This window comes from Nonomuraea sp. SYSU D8015 (assembly GCF_008065375.1).
GTDB lineage: Bacteria > Actinomycetota > Actinomycetes > Streptosporangiales > Streptosporangiaceae > Nonomuraea.
Map to the genome: position 1 here is coordinate 122,839 of NZ_VJYI01000001.1, position 24,695 is coordinate 147,533.

The 24,695-nt window shown below is 72.3% G+C and carries 22 protein-coding genes; 8 read left to right on the top strand and 14 right to left on the bottom strand.

Annotation, left to right across the window (positions count from 1 at the left end):
* Positions 1 to 81: 81 nt before the first annotated feature.
* Positions 82 to 831, top strand: a complete 750-nt coding sequence (locus ID574_RS02445) for a hypothetical protein (RefSeq protein ID WP_188187110.1) — start codon at positions 82 to 84, stop codon at positions 829 to 831.
* A 250-nt stretch (positions 832 to 1,081) separates the two neighbouring features.
* Positions 1,082 to 1,651, top strand: coding sequence for a carboxymuconolactone decarboxylase family protein (locus ID574_RS02450; protein WP_188187111.1), 570 nt, complete (start codon positions 1,082 to 1,084; stop codon positions 1,649 to 1,651).
* On the opposite strand, the gene ID574_RS02455 is transcribed toward ID574_RS02450, so the two are convergent.
* The 3 genes from ID574_RS02455 to ID574_RS02465 all read right to left on the bottom strand — a co-directional run bounded on the left by ID574_RS02455 (position 1,638) and on the right by ID574_RS02465 (position 8,509).
* The gene (locus ID574_RS02455; protein WP_188187112.1) at positions 1,638 to 6,680 is read right to left on the bottom strand and encodes an SCO7613 C-terminal domain-containing membrane protein; all 5,043 of its coding nucleotides are present in this window, start codon (positions 6,678 to 6,680) and stop codon (positions 1,638 to 1,640) included. The genes ID574_RS02450 and ID574_RS02455 overlap by 14 nt on opposite strands.
* A gap of 112 nt (positions 6,681 to 6,792) precedes the next feature.
* The gene (locus ID574_RS02460) at positions 6,793 to 7,452 is read right to left on the bottom strand and encodes a FadR/GntR family transcriptional regulator (RefSeq protein WP_188187113.1); all 660 of its coding nucleotides are present in this window, start codon (positions 7,450 to 7,452) and stop codon (positions 6,793 to 6,795) included.
* A gap of 61 nt (positions 7,453 to 7,513) precedes the next feature.
* Positions 7,514 to 8,509, bottom strand: a complete 996-nt coding sequence (locus ID574_RS02465; protein ID WP_188187114.1) for an ADP-ribosylglycohydrolase family protein — start codon at positions 8,507 to 8,509, stop codon at positions 7,514 to 7,516.
* 74 nt (positions 8,510 to 8,583) lie between these two features.
* On the opposite strand from ID574_RS02465, the gene ID574_RS02470 reads away from it, so the two are divergent.
* Both ID574_RS02470 and ID574_RS02475 read left to right on the top strand, forming a co-directional pair.
* Complete coding sequence (locus ID574_RS02470; protein ID WP_188187115.1) at positions 8,584 to 10,506, top strand: Xaa-Pro dipeptidyl-peptidase; 1,923 nt, start codon at positions 8,584 to 8,586, stop codon at positions 10,504 to 10,506.
* Positions 10,507 to 10,627: 121 nt separating this feature from the next.
* The gene (locus ID574_RS02475) at positions 10,628 to 10,984 is read left to right on the top strand and encodes a hypothetical protein (RefSeq protein ID WP_188187116.1); all 357 of its coding nucleotides are present in this window, start codon (positions 10,628 to 10,630) and stop codon (positions 10,982 to 10,984) included.
* Here ID574_RS02475 and ID574_RS02480 read toward each other — a convergent pair.
* The 6 genes from ID574_RS02480 to ID574_RS02505 are packed head-to-tail and all read right to left on the bottom strand — an operon-like array spanning position 10,959 to position 15,866.
* The gene (locus ID574_RS02480) at positions 10,959 to 12,311 is read right to left on the bottom strand and encodes an RNA polymerase sigma factor (RefSeq protein WP_188187117.1); all 1,353 of its coding nucleotides are present in this window, start codon (positions 12,309 to 12,311) and stop codon (positions 10,959 to 10,961) included. The two genes, ID574_RS02475 and ID574_RS02480, sit on opposite strands and share 26 nt — an antisense overlap.
* A gap of 22 nt (positions 12,312 to 12,333) precedes the next feature.
* Complete coding sequence (locus tag ID574_RS02485) at positions 12,334 to 13,500, bottom strand: FAD-dependent oxidoreductase (protein ID WP_188187118.1); 1,167 nt, start codon at positions 13,498 to 13,500, stop codon at positions 12,334 to 12,336.
* On the bottom strand, positions 13,497 to 14,261 hold the full coding sequence (locus tag ID574_RS02490; RefSeq protein ID WP_188187119.1) for a maleate cis-trans isomerase family protein: 765 nt from the start codon (positions 14,259 to 14,261) through the stop codon (positions 13,497 to 13,499). Before ID574_RS02490 ends, ID574_RS02485 begins: the two co-directional genes overlap by 4 nt.
* Before the next feature lie 40 nt (positions 14,262 to 14,301).
* On the bottom strand, positions 14,302 to 14,502 hold the full coding sequence (locus ID574_RS02495) for a hypothetical protein (protein ID WP_188187120.1): 201 nt from the start codon (positions 14,500 to 14,502) through the stop codon (positions 14,302 to 14,304).
* A gap of 12 nt (positions 14,503 to 14,514) precedes the next feature.
* On the bottom strand, positions 14,515 to 15,147 hold the full coding sequence (locus tag ID574_RS02500; protein WP_188187121.1) for a hypothetical protein: 633 nt from the start codon (positions 15,145 to 15,147) through the stop codon (positions 14,515 to 14,517).
* Positions 15,144 to 15,866: a hypothetical protein gene (locus ID574_RS02505; protein WP_188187122.1), complete on the bottom strand. Its 723-nt coding sequence runs from the start codon at positions 15,864 to 15,866 to the stop codon at positions 15,144 to 15,146. Before ID574_RS02505 ends, ID574_RS02500 begins: the two co-directional genes overlap by 4 nt.
* A 224-nt stretch (positions 15,867 to 16,090) precedes the next feature.
* Here ID574_RS02505 and ID574_RS02510 point away from each other — a divergent pair, with 224 nt between their 5' ends.
* Together ID574_RS02510 and ID574_RS02515 are read left to right on the top strand one after the other, a co-directional pair.
* Complete coding sequence (locus tag ID574_RS02510) at positions 16,091 to 17,347, top strand: helix-turn-helix domain-containing protein (protein WP_188187123.1); 1,257 nt, start codon at positions 16,091 to 16,093, stop codon at positions 17,345 to 17,347.
* Positions 17,348 to 17,531: 184 nt separating this feature from the next.
* Positions 17,532 to 18,365 (top strand): SAM-dependent methyltransferase, encoded by an 834-nt coding sequence (locus tag ID574_RS02515; protein ID WP_223166294.1) that lies wholly within the window; start codon positions 17,532 to 17,534, stop codon positions 18,363 to 18,365.
* Between the two features lie 84 nt (positions 18,366 to 18,449).
* On the opposite strand, the gene ID574_RS02520 is transcribed toward ID574_RS02515, so the two are convergent.
* Genes ID574_RS02520 through ID574_RS02530 form a run of 3 tightly spaced genes read right to left on the bottom strand, consistent with a single transcriptional unit; the run spans position 18,450 to position 21,240 of the window.
* Positions 18,450 to 18,869: a hypothetical protein gene (locus tag ID574_RS02520; protein WP_188187124.1), complete on the bottom strand. Its 420-nt coding sequence runs from the start codon at positions 18,867 to 18,869 to the stop codon at positions 18,450 to 18,452.
* The gene (locus ID574_RS02525; RefSeq protein WP_188187125.1) at positions 18,866 to 20,383 is read right to left on the bottom strand and encodes a hypothetical protein; all 1,518 of its coding nucleotides are present in this window, start codon (positions 20,381 to 20,383) and stop codon (positions 18,866 to 18,868) included. The genes ID574_RS02520 and ID574_RS02525 overlap by 4 nt, the downstream gene beginning before the upstream one ends.
* Positions 20,384 to 20,421: 38 nt before the next feature.
* A complete protein-coding gene (locus tag ID574_RS02530; protein WP_188187126.1) occupies positions 20,422 to 21,240 on the bottom strand; it encodes a DUF4253 domain-containing protein in 819 nt (272 codons plus the stop codon).
* 91 nt (positions 21,241 to 21,331) lie between these two features.
* Here ID574_RS02530 and ID574_RS02535 point away from each other — a divergent pair, with 91 nt between their 5' ends.
* Positions 21,332 to 21,910 carry an HAD family hydrolase gene (locus ID574_RS02535; RefSeq protein ID WP_188187127.1) on the top strand — a complete coding sequence of 193 codons (579 nt, stop codon included), beginning with the start codon at positions 21,332 to 21,334 and terminating at the stop codon, positions 21,908 to 21,910.
* Here ID574_RS02535 and ID574_RS02540 read toward each other — a convergent pair.
* Together ID574_RS02540 and ID574_RS02545 are read right to left on the bottom strand one after the other, a co-directional pair.
* Positions 21,907 to 22,557 (bottom strand): TenA family protein, encoded by a 651-nt coding sequence (locus ID574_RS02540; protein ID WP_188187128.1) that lies wholly within the window; start codon positions 22,555 to 22,557, stop codon positions 21,907 to 21,909. The genes ID574_RS02535 and ID574_RS02540 overlap by 4 nt on opposite strands.
* A gap of 128 nt (positions 22,558 to 22,685) precedes the next feature.
* A complete protein-coding gene (locus ID574_RS02545; RefSeq protein WP_188187129.1) occupies positions 22,686 to 23,756 on the bottom strand; it encodes a TIGR03118 family protein in 1,071 nt (356 codons plus the stop codon).
* 219 nt (positions 23,757 to 23,975) lie between these two features.
* Here ID574_RS02545 and ppgK point away from each other — a divergent pair, with 219 nt between their 5' ends.
* On the top strand, positions 23,976 to 24,692 hold the full coding sequence (ppgK, locus tag ID574_RS02550; protein ID WP_188187130.1) for a polyphosphate--glucose phosphotransferase: 717 nt from the start codon (positions 23,976 to 23,978) through the stop codon (positions 24,690 to 24,692).
* The last annotated feature ends 3 nt before the right edge of the window (positions 24,693 to 24,695 follow it).

Here is a 24,695-nt window from a genome sequence, read left to right on the forward strand (position 1 = left end):
CAGGAAATGTCGCTTTTCCGGGATCTTCGTTCCTGGAACCTGGGTCGTGCCTCCGGTGTATCTACACCGGAGGTGATCCCCATGAAGAGGATGCTGGCCGTGCTGGCCGTCGTGCTGGCGGCCCTGGCCGCGGGGACCGTTCCGGCCGGGGCGGCGGGGAACTGGGCGGTGACGTACATGGATCCGCTGCCGGACCGGTTCGAGAGCGGCAAGCCGTACGTGCTGGGGTTCTGGGTGCTGCAGCACGGCAGTCACCCGTTCTCGGGGCGGCTGGGGCCCGTCGGACTGCGGCTCACCGGGGAGGGCGGGAAGAGCCTGATGTTCAACGGCACGGCGCTGCCGGAGGCCGGTCACTACGCGACTTCCGTGGTCGTGCCCGAAGGTGAGTGGAAGGTCGAGGGCATGCAGGGGATCTTCCAGCCGTATGACGTGGGGACGCTCGTCGTTCCCGGCGGGTTGAAGCTCAATCCGGTGGAGAAGGAGGCGATCGCCAGTTTCGTGTCGTACGGGCGGGATTACTGGGACGAGGTGCGGCCGCCCGGGTTCCCCGACCTGGCGGGGGCCACGGTGAAGGTGGACACCGGGGAGGTGGCGGCCGAGGCCGGTCCGGCGGCGCCCCGGGAGCCGGTGGCGTCGCCTCGCGTGACCGCCGTTCCCGCGGCTCGGGAGTCCGGAGGCGTGCCCGCGTACACGCTGCTCATCGCGGCGGCCGGCGGCGCGCTGCTCGCGGCGGCGGCCCTGCGGTGGCTGCCTCTGCCGCGTCGCCGGCGGGAGGACGAGCCCGATCAGCCGTCCGGCACGTCGTCGGAGACGATCGTCGTCTCCGGTTAGCGCGGGGGACCGGGGGTAGATCAGCCGGGGTGCGCTCGCGACACCGTTTTTCCCGAGCGGCACGCGTCGCGGGCGCACCCCGGCTTCTGCTGCGCCCGATCCTGTGCATAGGGGTATCGCCGGGTGTCGAGCCGTCGACACGGTGGCCGGCGTCTTCTCCTACCTGCGCTGGATCCGGCCGGCGTTCGCCCAGGAGGGCGCGGGGGAGAGGGTACGGACGGGCGCATTCGGTCTCGGTCTAGGAGGACACATGCGACGTTTGACCGCTCTCGACCCGGCGGACGCTCCGGACAAGTCCCGCGAGCTGCTGACGGACCTCATCGACCGGCACGGGTCCGTGGGAGAGATGGTCGCCACGATGGCGCATTCGCCGGCGCTCCTGGAGGGCTACCTGGGGCTCACCAGGGCCATGAAGAGGTCCAAGCTGCCGAGGACGGTGAGTGAGAAGATCTCCCTGGCCGCGCAGGAGCGGATCGGCTGCGAGATGTGCCGTCAGGCGCACGCGCGGGCGGCCCGCAAGATCGGATTGAGCGAGAGCGACATCGCGCTGGCCAGGCGGGGCACCTCCACGGACGCGCGCGAGGCCGCGCTGATCGGCGTCGCGGTGCGGGTGCTCGCCGAGCCCGCCTCCCTGACCGACCGGGACGTGGCCGAGCTGCGGGCGCACGGCTGGAGCGACCGGGTGATCGCGGAGATCGTCGGCCTGGTCGCGCTCAACCTGCTGACCGGCGCGTTCAACCTCCTGGCGGGCCTGGAGCCGGCCTCTGACGATCCCGAGCCGGCGGGCCCGCCTTCCGGCGGGCGCGTCAGCGCATCTTGATGATGAACCTGCGGATCTTGCGCAGGTCGCGCATCCTGTGTTCGTACGTCGCGCCGGTGAACAGCAGGAACGCCCCGGCCAGCGCGATCGGCAGCCAGCGCGGGCCCTCGCCGACCAGCTCGGCGAGGGTCGGCGCGAACTCGTGCGCCGCCGTCACCACCAGCACCGCCCCGCCGAGGATCAGCGGCGCCTGCAGCCGCGCCCACGCCCCGGCCAGGGTCGCGGCGAACGCGGCCGCGCCCAGCAGCAGGGGCCTGGAGAGGGCGACGTCGTTCCAGGCCACGTACGCGCTCGGCAGGAACGTCAACGCCAGCGCCGCGCCGTAGCCCGTCCAGGAGGAGATGCCGGGATCACGCCGCCTGGCCCGCCACGCCGCCACCAGCCCGGCCAGGGTCAGGGGCGCGGTGTACGCCTCGGGGGCCGTGACCTCGGAGATCGCCAGCTGGAGCCAGAGGGCCAGCTGCAGCAGGGCCGCCCCGCCCCAGGCGACCGGCCGCCGATCCGGCCGCAGGGCCACGGCCAGGGCGAGCGCGCCGGTGCAGGCCAGTGCCAGGCTCAGCAGCCCGCCGTCGGACGCGGTCATGATCAGAGCGACCGCGGCCAGCCACCACCCGGGCACCTCCACCCCGAGCGCCACCGCCCCGCCCCGCGCCCGCCCGGCCACCGTCGCCACACCGCCTGCGGCTCGGGCCTCACCCACCGGGCTCGCGGCCTGGCTTGGCGTGCCCTCGGCCTGACCCGGAGCGCTTGAGCCTCGGCCGTGGTCGGCGCCGGGCTGAACGGGCGTGGTCCTGGCCTGGCCATGGCCGGTTCCGGGCACGTTCGGTGTGTTCCCGGCGTCGGGCTGATCCGGCGCGGTCAGCTCGTGCTCTGTGCCGGCCTGCGTTCTTTCCGTGCTCGGCCGGGCAGGATCGGTGGCCTCGGTCAGGCGGTGCGCAGACGGCGCGTGCGCCTCGGCAGGGCGGCGTGCGCCTGCCACGGGTGCTCCGATGGGGGCGAGGGCGGCCGATGGTGAGGCCGCGTGGCGGGCCAGGACGGCGGCCGCGGCGGCGGACAGGGCCGCGACGGCCAGGGCGGCGAAGGCGGCTTCCGTCGTCGGGAATCCCGCCGACAGCGCCGAGGCGATCGCCAGCGCGCCGGTCGCGACAGTGGCCGAGGCGGCGGCGCCCGTACGCGAGGTCTCGTCGCGGGCGAGCACCGCCGCCGCGACGCCCAGCAGCGCCACCCCGCCCGAAACCACCAGCGTGTACGTGTCCACGTCCAGCGACAACACGACCAGATGCACCGCCAGCCCCACCGCCAGCACTCCGGCCACCCCAGGCCGCGGCCCGAGTGCGGCCTGCGCGGCGAGCGCCACCAGCATGACCCCGTAGAAGACCAGCATCCCCGCGTACGGCATCTCGGCCACCGCGGGAACCAGCACCAGGCACCCGAACGCCCCCACCGTGGCCGCGGACCGCCCTGCCGCCGCCCCGCGCAGCCCGCGAGCGACGATCACGCCGGTCACCGCCACGAACACCGCCACCCCCAAGGCCGTCTCGACCCCGGACAGCTCGAACCCCGACGGTGCCAGCCGGAACACCTCCCCCTGCGCCCCGGCCCACTCGTCGGCCTCCGGACGGGGCGACCATCCGCCGAACCGCTCACGCCACGGCTCGGTCGCCCACAGGTACGGCAGCCCCAGCACCGTGCCCCAGACCGTCAGATGCGGCAGGACGGCGGCACCCGACACCACCGCCGCCAGCACGTACGCGCCCGACCTGCGCTGCGCCCGCAGCCGCCCGGCCGCCCCGGCCAGCGCGAGCGAGCCCACCGCCAGCACCAGCGACAGCCGCGCCGGATCATCCCCGGTCAGCACCATGGCGACCACCCACGACGCCAGAGCCGTCCCGCCCACCGGCCCCGCGACGGCACCGGGCAGCACCGGCAGCGCGGCGGCCCGCGACAGCAGCACCGCCACCAGCAGCAGCACCAGCGCCGCGTTCTCCTGGCCCAGCCCGCCGCCGAGCGCCGCGGCCACGCTCTCCGCCCCCACGGCCAGCCCGGTCACGGTCGAGGCCACACTGGTGACCGGCGAGCCCTTGCCGCGGATCGCGCAGAGCACGCCCGTCACCACGATGGCCGCCAGCACCGCGAGCGTCGCCGTACGGTCCGCCAGCGACCAGGAGACCGCCAGCGTCGCCGTCCACAGGCTCGCGCTGCCCGCGGCCGACCGGCTCACCGCCGACCAGAGGGCCAGCCCGGCCGTGAGCGCGACGAGGAAGGCCAGCGCCGCCCAGTAGGGCAGGTCCGCCACCACCGGCAACGTCGTGGCCGCCAGCGGGAACGCGATCCTCGCCACCCCCATCGCGGCCGCCCGGCCCCAGCGCGCCCAGGCGGCGAACATCCCCGCCGCGCCCGCCAGCACCAGGACGGGCAGCAGCATCGGCTGCTCCTGCCACGGCCCCGACGGGCTGAGCATCTCCCGGGCCCCTTCGGCCGCACCCGCCCAGGCGTGGGTCACCCACGCGTACGGGCCCACCAGCGCGGGCACGACGGCGCTGCTCACCGGCAGCGGCGCGAGCGCGGCCAGCACGCACGCCTCCACCACGGCCGCCGTCCGCCACGGACCCCGGGGACGCCGCCACGCCGAGGCGGCCGCCAGCACCGCGCCCACCGCCAGCACGAGCGCCGTCCATTCGCCGTGCACACCCTGCTGCCCGAGCGCGAACAGCCCCACCACGACGGACGCCGCCTCGACGGCCGCACGCCCGCCTGGCCTGATCGTCCTGGTGAGCCGGTCCAGGGAGCCGAGCGCGAGGGTGGCGGCCGTGCTGCGGGCACGTACGACGGCACGGGCCAGCCTGCGTGACGGCCGCGTCACGACCAGCGTCGCCGCCCGCAGGCCGAGCAGCGCGAACGCCGCCACGAGCCCGTCGGCGAACAGCCCCCAGACGAGCACCCCCGCCGCCAGCGTCGCCCCGGCCCCGCCCACGGCCTGCATCGTCGCAGGACGGGCGGCGACGGCGCAGACCAGCAGGATCACCAGCAGCCCGCCCGCCACCCCGACGGTCGCCTGCCGATCGGCCAGCGCCCAGCACATCGCCAGCCCCGCCACATAGCCGCCCACCCAGAGCGCCACCCAGCCTTGCCGGGTGAGCACATCCGCCCCGCCTCGGGGAGCGGCTTCGAACGCGGCGGATCCGGCTGCGGCCTCGGGGCCTTGCGGTGTGCCCGGTGGTGGTCCGCCGGGCACGAGAGCGAGCGCAGGCCGCCGGGGCGTTGCGTGTTGGCGGGCGGCCATGAGGAACAGCGCGCCGGCCAGGGCCACGAGGACCGCCAGCGCCGCCTCGTACGGCAGGCCCGTCCCCAACGGCGCCGTCAGCACGGCCAGCGAGCTCGACACCAGGCAGATGGTGCGGCGGAACCCCGCGGTCCACACCTCGCCCATGGGCGGCACAAGGGCCCACCCCAGCGCCACGGCGGCCATCACCAGCGGAGTGGCCGCCGTGTCGTCCCACTGGACGTCAGGGGGACCGAGGAGCGCCACGGCGGGCCCGCCCACCTCCGACCAGATCGACCGCAGCCAGCCCAGCGGGGCCACCAGAGCCGTGATCACGGCGTACCCCTTCCAGACCGCGGACGCCAGTAGCGCCAGCAGCGCCCCGGTACGCACGCCGTCGCGCAGCCGCACCGGAAGCGTGAACGCGGCGGCGAGGATCAGGCATGCGCCGGCCGCGACGATGGCGGCCATCCACGAGGCGCCTGCCCACGAGAGGGCCGCCATCGAGACGGGCACGATCGAGACCGCTCCCACCGCGGCGAGGGACGCCAAGGTGGCGATGAACCGGCGCGCCGCCCGGTCACGCGTCGCGGCCGCCCACAGCACCGCCACCACGGAGGCGGCAGCCAGGACGAGGGCCGCGACCGGCGGCGGCATGGGCGACGAGGTGCCGTCGCCGGTCCTGTGCCACTCCTGGAACGCGACCAGGCCGACGCCGAGCAGCCAGGCGAGGGAACCGGCGACGGCCGTGGTCACGTACTCGACGGCGGCCTGGGCCCGCCGGGCCGCCTGCCACAGGACCAGGTCGAACGCGGCCGTGGCGATCAGCGCCCCGGCCGGCCAGCCGAACCCGGCGGAGGGGTCGCCCATGACAGCCAGCCCGGCCAGCGGCAGCGGCGCCTGGGCCAGCACGATGGCGACCGGCGCGGGCAGCCGCAACGGGGCCCACCGCGAGTACACCGCCCAGCCCACGGTCAGCGCGGCGCCGCCCAGCGCGTATCCCCACAGCGGATTCAGACCGGGACCGGTGGAGGGGCCGCCGTCGTCGAAGACCTGCATGATCGCGACGCCGTCGAGCGGGAGCAGCACGAGGCCGACCAGCGCCACCGTCTCGGCGGTCGCGATCAGGCGGCGGCGGGCCAGCAACCAGGGGGCGGCCAGCACGCCCAGCGTGAACACGCTCAGGATGAGCGCCCGCAGCGCCGGGACCTGCCAGCTGACCAGCGTGAAGACGACGGCGGCGATCGACAGCAGCACGCCGCCGAGCAGCAGCAACAGATTCTGCACCGCCCGATGCGACAGATCCCGCCGCGGCCGTCCCCCGGCGTCGTCCGGCCGCCCGCCGACGTCCACCGGCTCACCGCGGTCCAGCCGCCCGTCGGCGTCCGCACGCTTCTGGTCGTCCGCCCGCCGGCCGGCGTCGGCGTGCCCGGTGGCGGTGGCGTCCTGTGTGGCGGTGGCGTGCCCTGTGGCGGTGGCGTGCTGGGTGGCGGTGGCGCCGGCGAGCTCCATCGGCCTGTCCGCCGTAGGGACGGGGTCCGCCCGGGTCGAAGCGGCGGTCGTTGCCGCGCGCATGGCGGCGAGGGCCTCGTCGCGGCGCTTCAGCAGGTCCGTACGGCGCTCCTCCAGCTTGGCGAGGGCGGCCGCGGCGGCGAGGTAGTCGGCCGCGGCCGGGCCGTGCAGGAGCAGGCTGCACTCGGGGCAGGCGGCAGACGGCGGGCCGGTCAGGGTGGCGCCGCAGCCGGGACACGTCGGCCAGTAGTCCATGCGGTGAACCTCCCGAAGATCGGGTCGTCCACGACCTTGCCCTAACAGATCACCCTTTGTCTGGTAATCAGAAAAGCCGCTTCCCGGTCGTCGACAAGGCCGCCGGCCGCGCTCAGAGCTCGCGTTCCTGTTGGTCGAGGATGGCGACCGACACCGCGACCGCCCGCGCCGGATCCCCGTCCTCGATCGCCCGCAGCAGCTCGGCGTGCGAGACGTCCGGCTCCTGCGCCGCCTGCTGCTGGTCCCGCACGTGGTCGCGCAGCGCGTCGCTCATGCTCCGGTAGAGGTCGGCGAGCAGGGCGTTGTGCGCCGCGTCGGCCACCAGCAGGTGGAAGTCGACGTCCGCGTCCGCGTACCCGTCGAGGTCTCCCGACCGCCCGGCCGCGTCCCTGCGGGCCAGCGTCTCCCGCAGCGCGACGAGGTCCGCCTCGGTGCGCCGGCCGGCCGCCAGCCGGGCCGCCACGAGGTCGAGCCCCCGGCGCACGTCGATGATGTCCATGGCGGCCGCCGTGTCGAGCCGGCGGCGCAGCGCGACCTTGGACTCGTCGGTGGCGGTGACGTACGTGCCGTCGCCCTGCCGCGTGTACAGCAGCCCCGCGTGGGCGAGGACCCGGACCGCCTCGCGCACGGACAGCCGGCTCATGCCGAGGCTCTGCGCGAGCTGGCTCTCGGACGGGATCTTCGTGCCGACCGGCCATGTGCCGCGGGCGATCTCCCGGCGGAGCTCGTCGATGGCTGCGTCGACGAGCGAGGTCCGAGCGACGTTTCGCATGCCATCCTCTTCTCATCCGGCTGGGGGACTTCCAGCCTAAGCGCTGGTCGCGACGGTGCGATCAAGCGAGCGCGGCGGCGAGTCGCCCGATCGTGTCGCGGCCTTCCAAAGGGCTCAGCCAGGCGGCGGGCAGGGCCGCGGCGCCGTGCAGGGTGCCCAAAAGGTTGCCGCACACCGAGCCGGTCGAGTCGCTGTCACCGGAGTGGTTGACCGACAGCAGCAGCGCCCGCTCCACGTCCGGCTCGGCCAGCGCGCAGTAGACGCCGATGGCCAGCGCCTCCTCGGCCACCCACGCGCCGCCCAGCGACTCCACCCGCTCGGGGGAGGGCGGCCCGTCGACGGTCAGCGCCGCGTGCAGCGCCTGCGTGGTCTCCTCGTGCGCCGGGTAGCCGGCCAGCAGCTCCATGGCGCGGTGGACGGCGGGCTCCAGCGCCTCGCCCGCCATCAGGTATGTGATGATCGCCGCGAACGCGCCTGCCGCCAGGTAGCCGGTCGGATGCCCGTGGGTGATCTGCGAGCACACGGCCGCGAGCTCGAACGCCTCGCGCGCGTCACTCCTGGCCAGCCCGAACGGGGCCGAGCGCATGACCGTGCCGCAGCCCTTGGAGTGCGGGTTGACCGGTCCCGGCTCACCCGGCGGAGACGGCCCGGGGAAGTGCCGGTGCAGCCCCGACAGGCAGGTGTTGCCCGGCGCCCGTCGCGAGTACAGCCAGCCCTCCTCACGCAGCCACCCGGTGTGGTGGGGCAGGGAGGCGGGCGGCGGCGCCTGGTGGGTCTGGGTGTCGAGCCACCGCAGGTACGCCTCTCGTACCGACTCCACCACCGATCCGCCGGTGTGTGCGGCGCCGGCCAGGCCCTCGACGGTGAAGAGGGTCATCTGGGTGTCGTCCGTGATAAGGCCGGTTTTGCCACGCCAATCCGCGACATATCCGGAAATGCCGTCCGTGCCGTGATGTTTGCGGATCTCCCGCAACGATGAGAACTCGATCGGCGCCCCGAGCGCGTCACCGATCGCGCCACCGAGGAGGCAGCCCCGAACTCGATCCTGTACATCCATACCCCGGATCTTGTCAGGTCCGGAGCCGTCTGAGAGATTGCCTTCTGTCCTGATCACCCTCACGGAGGTCACGCGTGCCACAATTACGCCCGGCCCTCATCGCCGTCGCCCTGACCCTGGCGATCGCGACCCCAGCGCAGGCAACCGCCGGACCTGCCATCACGATCGAGAACGGCCGCACCCAGCCGGTGTTCTCCTACGCGGACGCGATCCGCGAGCACGTGTACGTCGAGTCCACCGTCGACAGCGACCTGGACGGCAAGCTCGACAAGGTACGCGTGGACATCATCAGGCCCAAGGAGTCCGGCCCCGGGCTCAAGGTGCCGGTGATCATCGACGAGAGCCCGTACTACGACAATTCGGGCCGCGGCAACGAAGGCGAGCGGAAGGTCTATGACGCCGCCGGAAATGTCGTGAAATTCCCGCTCTTCTACGACAACTACTTCGTCCCCCGCGGCTACGCCGTCCTCAACGTGGACATGCTCGGCACCACCAGGTCCGAGGGCTGCCCGGACATCGGCGGCAAGGCCGACGTGCTGGGCGGCAAGGCCGTCATCGACTGGCTGAACGGCCGCGCCAAGGCCTTCAAGCCCGACGGCACACCGGCCGTGGCCGACTGGACGACGGGCAACGCCGCCATGATCGGCAAGTCGTACGACGGCACCCTGGCCAACGCCGTCGCCGCGACCGGCGTGGACGGCCTGAAGACCATCGTGCCGATCTCGGCGATCAGCTCCTGGTACAAGTACCAGCGCAGCAACGGCGTGATCTACAACTACGACTACGCCTCCTGGCTGGCCAACTACGTCGACACCGACCCCGAGCCCAAGTGCCAGGCGGTCCGCGACAAGATGGACGCCGAGGACGGCGACGACACCGGCAACTACAACCCGTTCTGGGCCGAGCGCGACTACATCCAGGGCCTGCTCGGCGACGTCTCCAAGGTCAAGGCCAGCGTCTTCGTGATCCACACGGTCAACGACCTCAACGTCAAGCCGGACAACTTCTCCGTCTGGTGGAAGGCCCTGGCCGACCGGAACGTGCCGCGCAAGATCTGGGTCGGCCAGACGCAGCACGTCGACCCGTTCGACTTCGAGGGCCGCCGGGGCGTCTGGGTGGACACCCTGCACCGCTGGTTCGACCACTGGCTGCACGGCGTACGCAACGGGATCATGAACGAGCCCCGCGCCGACGTCGAGATCGGCCCGGCGAAGTGGATCACCCAGCGCGACTGGCCGGCGCCCTACGCGGTCAAGGCGTCGCTGCGTCCCGGACCCGGCGGTTCGCTCGGGCTCAAGCCCGCGGCCAGGGGCAGCACGGCGTCGTTCACCGACGTGGCCCTGAGCGAGGAGGCCATGGTGGCCGACGTGGGCACCCCGAACCCGGGACGGGTGGCGTTCACCACCGGCGCCCTCCCGCTCGACCTGCGCCTGTCCGGCACGCCCACCGCCGACCTGCGGGTCAAGCTGGACAAGCCCACCTCCAACCTGACCGCCCTGCTCGTCGACTTCGGCGAGGACACCCGCGTCGACTGGCGGCGCACCCAGGGCATCACCACGCTCACCGAGGAGGACTGCCACGGCGAGAGCACCGCGGCCGACGACGCCTGCTACAAGAAGGTCGTCACGAACGTGGCCACCCGGCCGCTGGAGATCGTCGCCCGCGGCTGGATCGACGTGCAGAACCGCAATTCGCTCAGCCAGGCCACGCCGCTGCCTGTCGGCACGTACGGCACGGTCAAGTGGCTGACGCTGCCGCAGGACTACACGTTCAAGAAGGGCCACAGGATCGGCCTGGTGATCGCCGGCACCGACGCCACCTACAGCGATGAGACCGGAACCGGCGCCAACGTCACCGTCGACCTGACCAGGAGCAGCGTCGTCGTGCCGTTCGTGCTCGGCACGCCGCTGGCCGACGTGCCGCAGGACAGGGCCAGGTTCCACGGGCCGGACCGGATCGAGCTCCCGCAGCCCGAGCCCGAGTTCCAGTTCTTCTAAACCGCCCGCGGCCCCGGGCCTTCCGGAGAAGGGAGGCCCGGGGCCCACCGGCGACCCGTCCAGAGGGGCCTGCCGGCAGTTGCTCCAGCGGACGCCGTCCTCGTCCAGCATCAGCAGGCCCTTGTCCCCGGACACCGCCCAGGCCACGTTCAGGGTCAGAGTCCCGCCTCCGGCGGTCGTGCCGCCGGTACGGGTGCCGTCGCCCGTCGTCGTGCCGGCCCATCGGACGACGATCTTGCCGCGCCGCACCGTCGGCCGATCGCCGCAGCCCGGCCGCGACACGGGCTCCCGCACCCTGAACCGCGTCCCCGACACGGCGATCGCGTCCGTGCCGGTGGCCGAGGTGATCTCGCAGCGTCCGGTTCACGACAGCCGGAACGACCCGGTCCTCTCCGAGCCCAGCCACACCGACGCCGGCGGTTCGGGCAGGTCCGCCTTCCTGGCCACGCTCGTCATCCCGGACCGGGCGGGGTCGTGACCTCGGCCACCCACCGCGAGGGCTCCTCCAGCAGCACGCTGGTCTGCGCGGCGGCCTTGGTGATCGTGGCCGGGTGCTGCCGGGCGTTGAGCATCGCCCACACCAGACCGGCCACCAGCAGGCCCACGCCCAGGATGAGCCCGAGCCTGGCCACGGTCCTGATCGGCGCGCCGGCCTCGGGGTCGTCGTCGCCGCCGGAGGCGCGGTCGCGCCAGTACTCCTGCCACTGCGCGTCCTGCAGGCCGGCGAGCTCGTCGCTGAGGCTGATGCCGCCGTACCGGATGATCGCGCCGGGGGGTTTGGCGGACCCGTTGCTCTCGCCCTTGATGGCGGCGCTGTAGACGAGCTTGTCGCCGTGCGGGCCGCCGCGGAAGGCCCGCGTGCGGCTCGGCGGCGTGAACGGATGCCGCCCGCGCACGGCCGGGGCGGCCAGGGGATGCTCCTGGTCGGCGGCGGCCGCGCCCGCCGCCGACCAGGGCTTTCCCGGCGTCGCCGTCGTGGGGCCGGCGACGGGGAGGGATGGCGTGGCGTCGGCGTCCGGGGAGACCTCCGCTGGACCGGGTTCCGCGGAGCCGGTCTCCACCAGCGTGCGGGACTGCACGGGAAAACCGTCCGCCCGCCAGAGAGGCCCCTCGCCGGGCAACGGTTGCGCCGACGCCAGCCGGTTGGGAAGCGTGCCGGGCAACGTGGTGATCGGCAGGCGGCGCAGCAGCGCCGCGGCCGACATGGCCCTGGGCGCGGCCCGGCAGGTCGCGCAGGACTGGATGTGCCGGCCGATCCTGGCCCTGGCCCGCCGGCCGGGGGCCGCGACCCATTCGGCCATCCGCGCGGTCAGGTCCGAGCAGCCGCCCGCCCCGGCGCGCGCGGACATGATCGCGGCGAACCACGCCTCAAGGCTGGTGGCGGCCTGGGCCACGATGGCCTGCACCGCGGGCGCGTCCAGCTCGAAGATCGCGGCGAGCTCGGCGTCCGACAGGCCGTGCCGCACCGACAGGTCGAGCAGCTCCCGCTGTGGCCGGTCGAGGGAGAGCAGGGCCTCGGGCAGCAGCTCCGACATGCGGCCGGGGCGCGACCAGGAGCCGATGCTGGCGGGCTTGGCCACGACCGCGCGATGGGCGCGGGCCAGCGCGTACAGCCACGGCCGGCGCAGGGCCAGGTCCGTCACGCGGCCGGCGTACAGGTGCGCCGTCAGCAGCGCCCCGGCGACCGCCTGCTCGGCCTCGCCCGGGGCGAGCTCGGTGCGGCAGTAGTCGTAGAGTCGGGCTCCGTGTTTGTCGCACAGGTCGCGAATGGCCTGCCGCGCGTCGTCGGACAGGTTGCGCCACATCCGGCGTCACCTCCTCCAGAGCTCACGTCTTTCCCGGCACGGTGTCCAGCAGAGAGGCCTGGGCGAGGTACGCCCGGGTCGCGTCGGGGTCGCCGGCGATCGCCCGCAGCCCCGCCATGGCGGCGGCCAGCCGCGCGCTGTCGTGCTCGCGCACGCCGGCCAGCCGGGCCTCCCCGCGCGGGACCACCCGCTGCATCAGCACCGAGCGCCGCCGCCAGGCCCATGCCTCCAGCGCCGCCGGCGGGGCGAACCCGCCGATCACCGCTGCGATCACCTGGCCGACCTCGGCCGCGTCGTGGATGCCCGCGTTCATGTTGAGCCCGCCGACCGTGGACGTGAGGTGCGCGGCGTCGCCGACGAACATGACGCGCCCGCATCGGTACGAGGTCAGCACGCCTCGCGACAGGGCGAACCGGTCGGCGCCCGTCACGTGGATCGGCTCGGTGGCGCCCGGCAGCGCCCTACGGATCATCAGCGACAGGTTCCCCGGGGACAGCGGCTCGTGCGAGTCGACCGGGATCTTGAAGATGATCCGCCAGTGGTCGGGCAGCGCCAGCAGCGTGCACGACTGCTGCACGTCCCGCACGTACGTCAGCGGCGCCATGCTCGGCAGCAGCCGATCCAGCGGCGAGTTCGTGAACACCCGCAGCGCCTGCATCGGGTATGCGGACCTGGGGAACGGCAGCCCCAGCGAGCCACGGACCGTGCTGTGCGCGCCGTCGGCGGCGATCATGTACCGGGCCCGCGTCCAGGTGTGGCCGACGCGGACCCGGATCCCTGTGCCGCCTTCGGCCACACCGTCCACGCGGGTGCCGAACCGCACGTCGACGTCGGGGTAATCGCCGAGCGCGGCGAGCAGCAGCGGGGTGAGCGCGGCCTGGTCGGCGTGGATCCTGAACGGATGCCTGGTCAGGCCGTCCAGCCGGTTCATGCCCATCTCGGCCAGCACGATCCCGGATCGGTCCCGCCACTGGACCCGGTCGACCACGCGGCCCTTGGCGACGAGCTGGGCGGCCACGCCGAGCTCGTCGAGCAGGTCGAGCGTGGCCGGATGGAAGGTGCAGGCACGCGGCTGCCCGGGCAGCTCGCTCTCGCGTTCCAGCACGGTGACCGGGATCCCCGCCTTGGCCAGCGACAGCGCCGCGGTCAGGCCCGCGGGACCCGCTCCCACCACGATGACGCCGTTCATGCCCTGCCTCCCGTGTGCGCCACCCTTGGAGCCGCCATAGGGCGGCGGTGGGGCACGCGGCTGAGCGTCACGTGCTGCCCGACGGCCCGCGACAGGGCCCACCAGGCCGTGCAGAGGTTGGAGGTGAGCAGCAGGCGGTCGTTGCCGGTGCTGAGCGGCGCCAGCACGGGCAGCGTGGGGATGCCGGTGCCGGTGAACAGCAGCACCGCGTCCCCCGGTGGCTCGGCCAGCTCCACCTGGTCGATCAGCTCGGCCGGGGTGACCCCGTACGAGGAGTAGCCGTCCTTGGCCCGCACCTGCACCACCTGGGTGACGGTCAGGCCGGTGGTCTTCCAGAACCGCTCGGCCAGCTCCGTCAGCCACGGCTGGTACGGCGACACGAGCACGATGTCGCTCACCCCGACGTGCTCCATCGCCTCGCGCGTGGCCAGCGTGGCCGAGGCGAACGGCACGCCGGCCGCGTCGCTCAGCCGGGCGCACTGGTCGCGGTCCTCGTCGGGGCCGAGCAGGTAGCGGGGTTCGCTGCAGGCCATGACCATCGCGTTCAGCGGCAGGCCGTCGAACGCGTACAGCATGACCGGCAGGTCGTCGTTGTAGCTCTCCAGCCGTTCGGCCAGCGGCAGGCCGGGCCGTGCGGGGAGGCGGGCGACGTGCATGTCGGCACGCGACCCGAACAGGCGGGTCAGCTCTGGCTCCGCCGACGGGTTCGCGGGCGCCACGATCACGCCCACCCTGCCGCGGCTCACCGAACCGGTGCGCATTGGGGGTCTCCTCCAGCGAGGGGGAAGAAGGGCGGGGGGCTCAAGAGGCGCGGTGGCGCAGCGCCTGGTCGATCTCGTTGATGGCCTGCACGGACACCTGGCGGATGCGGCGCAGCCGGTGCACGGTACGCGCTGGTCTGTCGTCGTCCCGGTCCTCGCCCCGGGGCGGCGGCGCGGCCGGCCGGATGCCGCGCATGTGAACTTCGTGGGGTTGCGACCTGCGCATCTCGTCGGCGAGCATGTTCGCTCCTGTCTATCGCGGGTTGACGACTCGGGAGTCGCTTGTGGCGGAGCGGGCCTCGGCCGCGCTCCATACGTGGTCGGAGGGCTCGCGCGGCTCGGCGAGGAGCCGGCGGGTGATCGCCGGCTCCTCTCCTGCCGCCGAGCGTTGAGATCGATGGTCGGTCTCACGGCCCGACGCCCCGGCGACCCGCACCAGCGCCGTGGCGGCGAGCAGAACGGCGGCCCTCAGGACGGCCGCCGACACGGAGGCGTGCCCGGGCGCCGGCCCATGTGGGAATGGCCGGTCGATCAGCACCGTGGCGCCCGTCACGCCGATCGCCCCACCCAGCACCACCCCCGTGCCGGCGGCTTTCAACGTGGAGGGGGGCCGCGCCGCGCGGGCGGCCCCGTCCTGGTAAGGCGACCCCGTGGGCGGCACGGCGAAAGCGGCCGCGCCGACGCCCTTAGAGGGCAGGCGCGACGCGCCCGCCGCCCACGTGGGGCCGCGAGTAAGCCAGCCCCAGGCGCTACCCCTTGAGACGGCCAGCACGCCAGCCGCTACCGCGCTGGCCGACAGCACCGCGCCGACTAGGTCGGGCACGTGCCGCACGGTGCCGAGGGGGTGGGGGAGCGCCGGGGCCAGCGTCAAGGGGGTCGCTGTCATCGCGCCGTCCCTGCGCTCATGGCCAGGTTGGGCACGCTGACACCGACCATCCGCTCCGTCAGCCCCGCCCGCGGTCCGGAGGCGCACGATCGGGCCGGCACCGCACCGCCGGCCACCGTGCGCGCGACCTTCGAGGCGAGCGCGAGGTGCTCGCCGCAGCGACGGTTCACCTTGGACTCCAGCCCGGCCACCTGGGCGAGGCGGAGTCTCATCGGCTCCAGCGACGACCTGCGTTCGAGGCCGTCGAGGTCGGCCAGCCGGGCGGGCCAGCGCAACGCGTCACTGCAGCGGGTCTCCACCTCGGCCGGAAGTTCCTCTGCCGGGAACCCCGCGTGGCGCAGCCGGGTGGCGGTCATGACGGCCGTGAACGCCGTCTCGTCGAAATCGGACAGCCGCCCCGCGAGGGCCGCGCTCAGCATCCTGACGCGGTGGCTCAGGCAGACGGAGCTCCACCCCAGCAACAGCAGCCGATCGGGGCCCGTCTCCGTGTGCCAGCCGGCCAGCCGCAGCTCGCGGGCCATCCGGTGATAGAAGCGCCAACGGTGACGGGGGCTGTCCAGCCACACCTGGACCCCGCCGAGGGGCAGGCCGGCCACGTGGACGTCCGGCCCGATCACAGGCCCGGCCACACGCGCACAGATGCGCTGGACCACCTGCTCTTGCCCGGGAGAGACCGGATCGTCGATGAACCAGGAACTGCCCGAGGAATTCATGGTCACGTCCGGCCACCTCCTCGTCGGGGAAACTCTCCAGAACCTCGTGACTGTTAAGCCACAGTTACCACGTGCTCTGATAGTCCGCTCTTACCCAGGACTATGTCAACTCACAGTTTCCGCATATGTTGATACCAGCCCGCGGGGCAGAGCTGGCCCGCATGGCAGGGGACAGTGGGGCCCGCGTCCCTTACGCTGGAAAAGTTCACGGGCGGTAGGAGGTGTGCGCCGTGGCGAACTTCGCCGAGCGGCTCGATCTCGCGCTGACCAAGCGCGGCTTCACCGGCGCGCAGGTCGCCTCCGCCCTGACGGAGGCCGGCATCCCCATCACGCGTGCCTACGTCAGCCAGCTGCGCACCGGCAAGCAGACCAACCCGACCCTCCAGGTGCTCCGGGCGCTGGCCTCCTGCCTTCAGGTGAGCGTGGGCTGGCTGGTGGGCGACGACCACCTGGAGTCGGGCGCCGTCGAGGATCTGCAGCTGCGGGCGGCCACGATCGGCCTGTCCGCCTCGGGGCTGTCCGAGAGCTCCCTGGCCGTGCTGCGCGGCGTGGTCGAGCTCGCCCGCAAGGCCGAGGGCCTGCCCGAGGAGCACGAGCCCGCCTCCGACATCCCCGACGCCGCCGCGCCGCTGAGCGGGCCGCAGCGCCGGGCGCTCGGCCGCCGGCTGCACGGCCTGCGCCTGGCCGCGCAGCTGTCCGTGGAGCAGGTCGTGACCGCGATCGGCAAGGGCGCCGCCGCGATCCCCGCCATCGAGGAGGGTCGCATCGCCCCCGCGCCGATCACCGTCGAGCGCCTGCTCACCGTCTACGGCATCGCCTCGCCGCCCATCCGCGAATACGTGCTGTCCCTCGCTCGGGGAGAGCGCGAGGCCGCCTGGTACGACGCGCACTCCATCCCCGTCTGGCTGGCCGCCACCTACGCCCTGGAGCAGCGCGCCACGCTGATCCGCACCTTCCACAGCCAGTTCGTCCCGCCGCTGCTGCAGACCGAGGAATACGCCAGGGCCGCGATCACCGCGGCCGGCCCCGCCACCCTCGGGCAGCCGACGGTCGACGAGGCGCTGGCCCTCGTCATGGCCAGGCAGGAGGCCCTGAGCCGCGAGAGTGGCGTCGTGGTGTGGGCCGTGATCGACGAGAGCGTGCTCATGCGCTCGATCGTCGGGCCGCACGTCCAGCTGCGCCAGCTGGAGATGCTGATGGACCAGGCGAAGCGGCCCAACGTCTCGCTGCACGTGGTGCCGATCGACGACCCCGCGTACGTGCCGCGCACCGGCCCCTTCACGCTCTGGCGCTTCGCCGAGGCGTTCGAGCCCGACATCGCCTGCGCGCACGGCATCGAGTCCGACGAGCTGATCACCGACACCGCCGCGGTCGAGGCGTACCACCAGGCGTTCACCAAGCTCTCGGTGACGACCACCACGCGCGAGGAGACCGTCGAGATGCTGAATTCGCACCTCGAAAGGCTCTCGCGTTCACTGGGAAAGTGATCTCTTTCCCGCTTGACTGATCGTTTATGCGCGAGTTCGGGTTACGCAGATATACCCAAAACTAATGGCTTTTCGTGTTGTGTTCTCGCTGGCAGCGAGGATCATATGGTCTGGGTCATCGAGTGGGGTCCGCAAGGATCAGCTTTTCCCGAGATAGTGGGCGAGGGGAAAGGGGCAACACTCAATGCGTCAGCGTGCCATCCGAAACCTGGCGAAGCTGGAGATGACCCAAGCAAGTGTCACCCGGATTCTCGACGCCGCGGCGGGTGGAAAGAACAACTTCGTAGCGGACAGGGACGCGGTGCGCCGCTACGACCAGGCTGCTCCCGTCACGACGACGGCCGCGCGGGCCGTGCTCCAATATCTATGCCGCGTGGTCCGTTGGCTGGCGTCCGAGGGAGTGGATCAGTTCCTGATCGTCGGCAGCGGCGTTCCCAGCGGCCTGCCCGCGGGCAGGCAGTTGCACGACGTGGCACGTGACGCCCTGGGCGCAGCGGCGCCCCGGGTGGTCTACGTGGAGAACGACCCCATGGTGCTGGCCGGGGCGCGGGCGACCATCGAGCCCGTCACCGACCTCGTGCGCGTTGTAGAGGGCGATGTGCGCGAGATCGACGACATCCTCGATGACAGGGTCGTCCAGACGTTCCTGGAGTGGGACCGGCCCGTGGCCGTTCTGTTGTTGTCGACTCACAGCGTGAACGACGACGAGTACTTCCATTACGTGATCAAGCGCATCAGGCAGGCGGTGCCGGAAGGGAGTTATCTGTCCTTATTGCAGACCACGTTCGACGCCATTCCTCCGGAGTTGCTGACGGCCATTCATGAGCTGCTGGCGATGACGCTGCCCGGACACGCCATTCGCGGCCGGGAGGAGGTCGAGGCGCTGCTCGAGGGTCTGGTGCTCGTCGATCCGGGATTGGTGTGGGTCCCGGAGTGGCGGCCGGACGGCCACGACGGCGCCTGTCTCGAAGAACCGAGTTCCTCCGGAAATTACGGCGCCGTGGCCTGCATTCCCTGAATACAGGCCAGGTCGCGACCGAGGGTTTTCGGCCGGTGAGCCGGCCGTGCCCTCGGCCGGCCCTGCGCCGCTCCTTTCGAGCGATCACAACAAGCGGCCGCCCCGAAGCCGCCACTTGACGAACAGCACCCGCATGGGCCCGTTGACGAACAGCCACTGGCCCAGCCAGACGACGGTGAACATCACCGCGAACGCCCACCACGACACCGGTCCCTCGACGCCCGGCACCAGGTCGAGGTCCAGCAGCACCCACATGAGCAGCCCCTCCGGCACCGCCGTGAGGAGGCCGAACATCGTCGGCCAGTCCTTGTCCCAGCGGAACTGCATCAGCAGGTGGTAGAGCAGCTCCCAGCCGACGCCGACCACGGCGACGGCCAGCAGCACGAGATAGGCGTCGGCGAAGGACATCGGCAGCAGCAGGGTGAGCAGCGCGGTCAGCACCACCCCCACCGTGGCCAGCACGAAGAGCCGGGTCTGCACGCGTCCGGCGAGCGTGGGGATCACGCGAGCCTCCTGTTCGCCGCCCACTTGAGCCACTGCGACAGCGACCTGACCGGCCCCAGCCCCTTGCAGAACCCGCGTCCGGCCAGGTCGTCGGCGATGTCGAGGGCGGCGGTCTGCATGCCGAGGAAGCTGTCCACGGCCAGGAAGTGGTTGCCCGCGGTGGCCGCGCCCGAGGCATAGAGCACGCCGTCCCCGTTCTCCGCGCCGAGCACCTCGAAGTTCGGGCCCACCTGGAGCCGCCCCGCCTTGTTGGGCCGCGCGCCGCCGTGCTTGAGCAGGTCGTCGAGCACGCGGTGCTCCGGCATGTCGGCCTCGAGCCCGGTGCAGTCGATGATGAAGTCGGAGACGTACTGCATGCCCGCCGAGTTCGCGCTGCGCGTGTGGGTGACCAGCCGGCCGTCCGGCTGCTGGGCGATGTGCTCGACCACCGCCTGCACCGGGTGGTACCAGCGGCCCTGCCTGGCCCGGTGCATCTGCTCCTGCCAGCGGGCAAGCTTCGGCGTGGTGGTCCCCGCGACCACCTTGGCCAGCTCGGCCCGCCGCTCGGGCGACGCCTTGCGGAACTGGGCCTTCAGCTGGCCGCCGAACGCCGACTTCGGCATGGTGAACGCCTGGTAGGCCCATCCGTCGCCGCCCTTGCGCCGCATGAACAGGTGCGGCCCGTGCGACCCGGTGACGTACGTGCGGAAGAGGTGCACGATCTGGGTCTGCAGCCCGTACCGCTCCCTGTCGTCCATGAGCCGCTGCAGCACGCGCGAGGCCACGATCCCGGCGCCCCGCACGACCACCACGCCCGGCCGCTTACGGAGCTGGTCGTAGACGTGCTCGTGCGGCTCGTAGGCGTTGACCACGCGATAGCGCTCGTTCTGCCGCTGCCGGAACTCCTGCAGGTCGTCGAGGAACTTCAGCCCCGGATAGCCGACGGCCAGGTGCACGTAGTGGGAGCGCAGCGCCACCCGCTTGGTCGGCGAGGTGCCGGGCGGCGGGGTCAGCACGGTGAAGTAGCCCCCGCCCAGCCGCTTCCTGACCATGCGGACCTGGCCCTTGACCAGCATCTCCCAGTAGCCGATGCGGTCGGCCTCGCGCTTCACGGTCCACGTGACCATCCCGGCCTTCGGGCTGTAGAAGTCGGCCAGGATCGGCTCGGTGAGCACCTGGAGCAGCGGCTTGAGGGAACGTTCCTGCCACGCCTCCTGCACCGCGTACGACGGGAAGCCCCAGATGTTGTCCGGCCGGGCGCCCGAGTCCGAGCGGATGCGCTCATGGGCCGGCAGCTGCGACACGCGCGTCAGGTATTCCCACGTCTGCCAGGGCGTGTCGCTGGTCGACAGCACCCGCATGGCCGACGTCGCCACGCCGCGAATGCGCAGCACGTCCACCAGTGTGAACGAACCCAGGCCACCGCCCACCGACACCAGCGGCATGTCGTAGACGGGGATGCCCGCCGACTCCACCAGCCCGTCGGCCCAGACGGAGGAGTGGAGCAACTCCGGCGTCAGATCTCCCCAGGACACGAGAGCTAAAGGTAGCGTAAAGGACCTTTACTTAGCATTTAGTCCCACCAGAATGACCATGCGTGTCCGCCGATGATCTGCTCGGCGTAGCCCTGGAGGTCACCGGGGCCCTGGACGACGTTGTCCGGGCAGAACGTCCAGTGCTCGGCCGCCACGTGCAGCGCGTGCTCGTGATCGACCGGCGGTGCGGCGACGCTCAGGTCCAGCGTGTTGAACCCGACGCTCACCACCCGCGCCCCGAACCTGTCCTCCCAGCTGCGCACCACGGCCGCCATCGGCACCATCCACTCGTTGTGGTGCAGCGCGCCCTGCCAGCCCATGACCGCCAGCGCGTCGGCACCCCTGGCCGCCGCGACCAGGCCGAGCGGCATGCCCTTGGCGGCCAGCTGGCCGGCGTACCAGTCGGCGACCGCCTCCGGGTCGGCCTTGAGCACGCCGGGCGGCGCGAGCCCCGGGCAGATCGCGCCGTACGGCTCCAGCTCGTCCAGCGCGTCCGGCGGCATCTGCGCCACCCACTCCTGCCACACCTCGGCCATGAAGCCCTCGGCGGTGAAGTGGTCGATCTGGCGGGGATCGTCCGGCACGACCTGCCCGACCCCCCAGGGCTGCGCCGACTCGTCCAGCAGCAGCGGCCACAGCCCGCTGTGCGGATGCCACTCCCGCAGGCGCGCCCAGTCCTCGCCGGTCGCGTGACCGTCGCTCATCCAGAACGCCGGCCTGGCCGCCTCACCCTGCCGGGTGTATCCGGGATCGGGCCAGACCACGTCGCCCGGGGGCAGGGAGGCGCCCAGCCTCCGCCCCCCGCCGCCGTCGGGGAACAGCCGGCACAGCTCACGTGGCAGCCGGTGATCGTTCATGCCCTACCGTTCCGATACCGAATCCTGTCTCGGAGATGGTAGTGCGGCCGGTCGCCCCGACACCGTCGGCGGTAGGCGAAAATAAACGGTTGTGATCCCCTTTGCCGCGGTACTCACCGACCTCGACGGCGTTCTGCGCCATTTCGATCATGCCGCCCAGGCCGACATCGAGGCCCGCTACGGCCTCCCGCTCATGAAGACCGCTCTCGACCCCGAGCTGATCATGCCTCCCACGCTGGGCCAGGTCACCGAGGAGCAGTGGTTCGAGTCGATCGTGGTGGCGCTGGGCGGCGACGACCGCGCCCGCCGCGCCGTCGCCGAGTTCGCGCAGATCCGTTACTGGGTGGACGAGGAGGTCAGGGCGCTGCTGGCCCGCGTTCAGCAGTACGTGCCCGTGGTGATCGTGACCAACGCCATGGACAAGATCGAGGAGCAGCTCGACCGGCTGGGGCTCACGTATTTCGCCGACGACGTGGTCAGCAGCGCCAGGGTCGGCGTGGCCAAGCCCGACCGGCGCATCTACGAGATCGCCGCCGAGCGCGCCGGCGCCCCGCCGGAGCGCTGCCTGTTCGTCGACGACCGGCTCCCGAACGTGGAGGCCGCCAGGGCGCTCGGCATGACCGGCGTCCACTACCGCACGATCGCGGACCTGGCGGCCGTGCTCCCCTAGCCCCGGCCCAGGGCCATGTCGAAGAAGGCCCGTTCCAGCTCGACGGCCCGGCGGAACACGCTCAGGACCTCCTGCCGCCGCGCCTCGTCGAGCCCTGCGCCGAGCCGGTCCAGCTCGCCGCGCAGGAACGCGACCCACCCCCGGAACTCCGCGCCCTCGTGCAGCTCGATCCACTCCCGGTGCACGAAGCTTTCGGGCAGCGGCTCCTCGGCCCGCGACGCCCAGCCTAGGTAACACCACTCGGCCACGCACAGCACCGCGGCGATCAGCAGGTAGTCCTGCCGGGCCCGCACCTCGTCCATGAGCTCCCGGAACGCCACGGTCACCGGCTCCAGCGGCACCTCCGTCCGCCCGCCCAGCTCCGCCAGCGCCCGGTGGAAATACGTCTTCTCCTCGGTGGTCGCCACCTGCCCGAGGAACTTCCCGTACGGCACCCGCGCCTCGAACGTGTCGGCGCTCGCCACGGCCGCACCGAGCAGGGCCGTGAAGGAGTCCACGAACTGGAAGTCCTGCTCCAGGTAGCGCCGCATGTCGTCGTCGGCCGCCGTGCCCGTCGTGATCGCCATGGCGAACGGGTGCGTCACGACCGCCGTCCACTCCGGTTCGCACTGCTCCCGGAGCCATTCACTGAAGGATCGTTCATTCACGCAGTGGTTTGTTTCCGGCGCGGCTCGCGCCAACCGCGCCGGAAACGTCGGGGGACCGCCGCCCCCCGCCTTCTGTCGGCGAGCTGCGCTCCTCGCCAGACAGGGGGCGGCGGCGTGAGAGCGCCTGTCTAGTACCCGCCGTACGGATTCTGGGAGGACGGCGAGGTAGAAGGGGCGCTCGACTGGTGGCCGGACGGATGGTTCGTCGGCGTGGGAGTGGAGGACGAGCTGGATCCCGTGCCGCCGCCCGTGGACGTCGGCTTCACACCCTGCGGGGAGATGACGCCGATCAGGCCGTGCTTGGTGCCGTCGATGCCGGCGGAGAACCACAGGGACTTCTCGCCGCCGACGGCCGCGGTGCCCGGCTCCAGGTCCCACAGGCCCGGCAGCACGATCGGCTTGCCGTTGCCGTCACGCAGCGCCCCGAGGTGACGGTTGCGCTTGTACGCGTGCACGGTGCCGTCGCCGAAGTTGCCGATCAGCAGCGCGCCGGCGTACGGGCTGCCCCAGCCCTTCGGGGCCTCGGTGATGCCCCAGGGGGCGTTGAGCCCGACTCTGGAGATGCGGCCGGTGAGGCGGCCGGAGGCGTTGAAGCGGCTCACGAAGCCCTTGCCGTTGCCGAAGACCGGCTTGCCGGTGGACGGGTCGCGCAGCGCGTAGGCCACCCAGACGCTGCCGTGGGCCACCGCCACGTTGTAGGCGTGGTAGCCCTCCGGCAGGGCGCGGTCGTGGAACTGCGTGCGCCCGAGGCGGATGCGCCGGAAGTCGTCGTCGAAGGCGTGGATGCGGCCGCCGGCGAAGTCGGCGGCCAGCAGGAATTCCTCGTCGTCCTCGGTCCGGACGAGCTCCAGGCCCTTATAGTCGGCGCCGCGCGTGAACGCCGCGATGATCGCGTTCTTCGGGTCCACCTCGGCGTTCCAGCCGGTGATGGCGCCGCTCGGGCTGGAGAAGATGAAGGTGGCGGGCTTGCCCTTCACGGTGAAGCCTTCGCCGTCGTTGAACACCTGGCCGGTGGGGGCTCCGCCGGGGATCCACACCTCGGTCTGCTCTTTCTGGCCTGTGCCCGAGTAGACGGTGGCGGTGCCGGTGCCGGTGTTGGAGACCCACAGCGTCTTGCCCATGGCCAGGCCCCACGGGTTGACGACCTTGGGGTCGGTGACCTGGGCCTTGCCCTGAACATCCGACACAAGGCTGTGCACGTCGAAAAGAGTCCTGGTGGTGGCGTGTGCGGGAGTGGTGAGAGTCGCTCCCAAGACGACCGCAACAGCGCAGAGTGTGATGATGCGTGGCCGCATCCGGTGCCTCCTAGTTAGCGCTTGTGACGCGAGATACGCGGAGGGCCGGAGGCGGGTTCATCCGGGGTTGCTGGAAATATCGAGAGGTGAGTTTCTCCGTGTCATGCGGGGAGAAGGAGGAGCATGAACGTCTTGGGCATCGACATCGGCGGTTCGGGGATCAAGGGCGCCCCGGTGGACACCGAGGCCGGCCGCCTGGTCGAGGAGCGCCTGCGCGTCCCCACGCCGCAGCCGTCCGCGCCGGGGGAAGTGGCCGGCGCGGTGGCGGACATCGTCAAGCATTTCGACTGGACCGGCCCGGTCGGCGTCACGTTTCCCGGTGTCGTCGTGGACGGCGTCGTGCGGTCGGCCGCCAACGTCGACCGCTCGTGGATCGGCGTGGACGCGGCCGCGTTGTTCGGCGGGGCGAGCGTGCTCAACGACGCCGACGCCGCCGGGGTCGCCGAGATGAGGTTCGGCTGCGGGCGCGAGCAGCGGGGCACCGTGCTGATGCTGACGTTCGGGACGGGGATCGGCAGCGCGTTGTTCATCGACGGGAGGCTGGTGCCCAACACCGAGCTGGGACACCTTCAACTGCACGGCAAGGACGCCGAGCACCGGGCCTCGGCGCGGGCCCGGGAGGAGCACGAGCTGAGCTGGGAGACGTGGGCCGAGCGGGTGCAGGAATACCTGGAGCACGTCGAGATGCTCTTCTCGCCGGCGTTGATCGTGATCGGCGGGGGAGTGAGCAAGAAGGCCGCCAAGTTCCTCCCGCACATCACGCTCAGCACCCCCGTGGAGCCGGCCATGCTCCAGAACGAGGCGGGCATCATCGGCGCGGCCCTCGCCGCGCGGCCCTGAACC

What these genes read in the sequence shown, in the direction of transcription:
- ID574_RS02445 (WP_188187110.1), top strand. Translation starts at nt 82, where the DNA reads ATGAAGAGGATGCTGGCCGTGCTGGCCGTCGTGCTGGCGGCCCTGGCC.
- ID574_RS02450 (WP_188187111.1), top strand. Translation starts at nt 1,082, where the DNA reads ATGCGACGTTTGACCGCTCTCGACCCGGCGGACGCTCCGGACAAGTCC.
- ID574_RS02455 (WP_188187112.1), bottom strand. Translation starts at nt 6,680, where the DNA reads ATGGACTACTGGCCGACGTGTCCCGGCTGCGGCGCCACCCTGACCGGC.
- ID574_RS02460 (WP_188187113.1), bottom strand. Translation starts at nt 7,452, where the DNA reads ATGCGAAACGTCGCTCGGACCTCGCTCGTCGACGCAGCCATCGACGAG.
- ID574_RS02465 (WP_188187114.1), bottom strand. Translation starts at nt 8,509, where the DNA reads ATGGATGTACAGGATCGAGTTCGGGGCTGCCTCCTCGGTGGCGCGATC.
- ID574_RS02480 (WP_188187117.1), bottom strand. Translation starts at nt 12,311, where the DNA reads ATGTGGCGCAACCTGTCCGACGACGCGCGGCAGGCCATTCGCGACCTG.
- ID574_RS02485 (WP_188187118.1), bottom strand. Translation starts at nt 13,500, where the DNA reads ATGAACGGCGTCATCGTGGTGGGAGCGGGTCCCGCGGGCCTGACCGCG.
- ID574_RS02490 (WP_188187119.1), bottom strand. Translation starts at nt 14,261, where the DNA reads ATGCGCACCGGTTCGGTGAGCCGCGGCAGGGTGGGCGTGATCGTGGCG.
- ID574_RS02495 (WP_188187120.1), bottom strand. Translation starts at nt 14,502, where the DNA reads ATGCTCGCCGACGAGATGCGCAGGTCGCAACCCCACGAAGTTCACATG.
- ID574_RS02500 (WP_188187121.1), bottom strand. Translation starts at nt 15,147, where the DNA reads ATGACAGCGACCCCCTTGACGCTGGCCCCGGCGCTCCCCCACCCCCTC.
- ID574_RS02515 (WP_223166294.1), top strand. Translation starts at nt 17,532, where the DNA reads ATGCGTCAGCGTGCCATCCGAAACCTGGCGAAGCTGGAGATGACCCAA.
- ID574_RS02530 (WP_188187126.1), bottom strand. Translation starts at nt 21,240, where the DNA reads ATGAACGATCACCGGCTGCCACGTGAGCTGTGCCGGCTGTTCCCCGAC.
- ppgK (WP_188187130.1), top strand. Translation starts at nt 23,976, where the DNA reads ATGAACGTCTTGGGCATCGACATCGGCGGTTCGGGGATCAAGGGCGCC.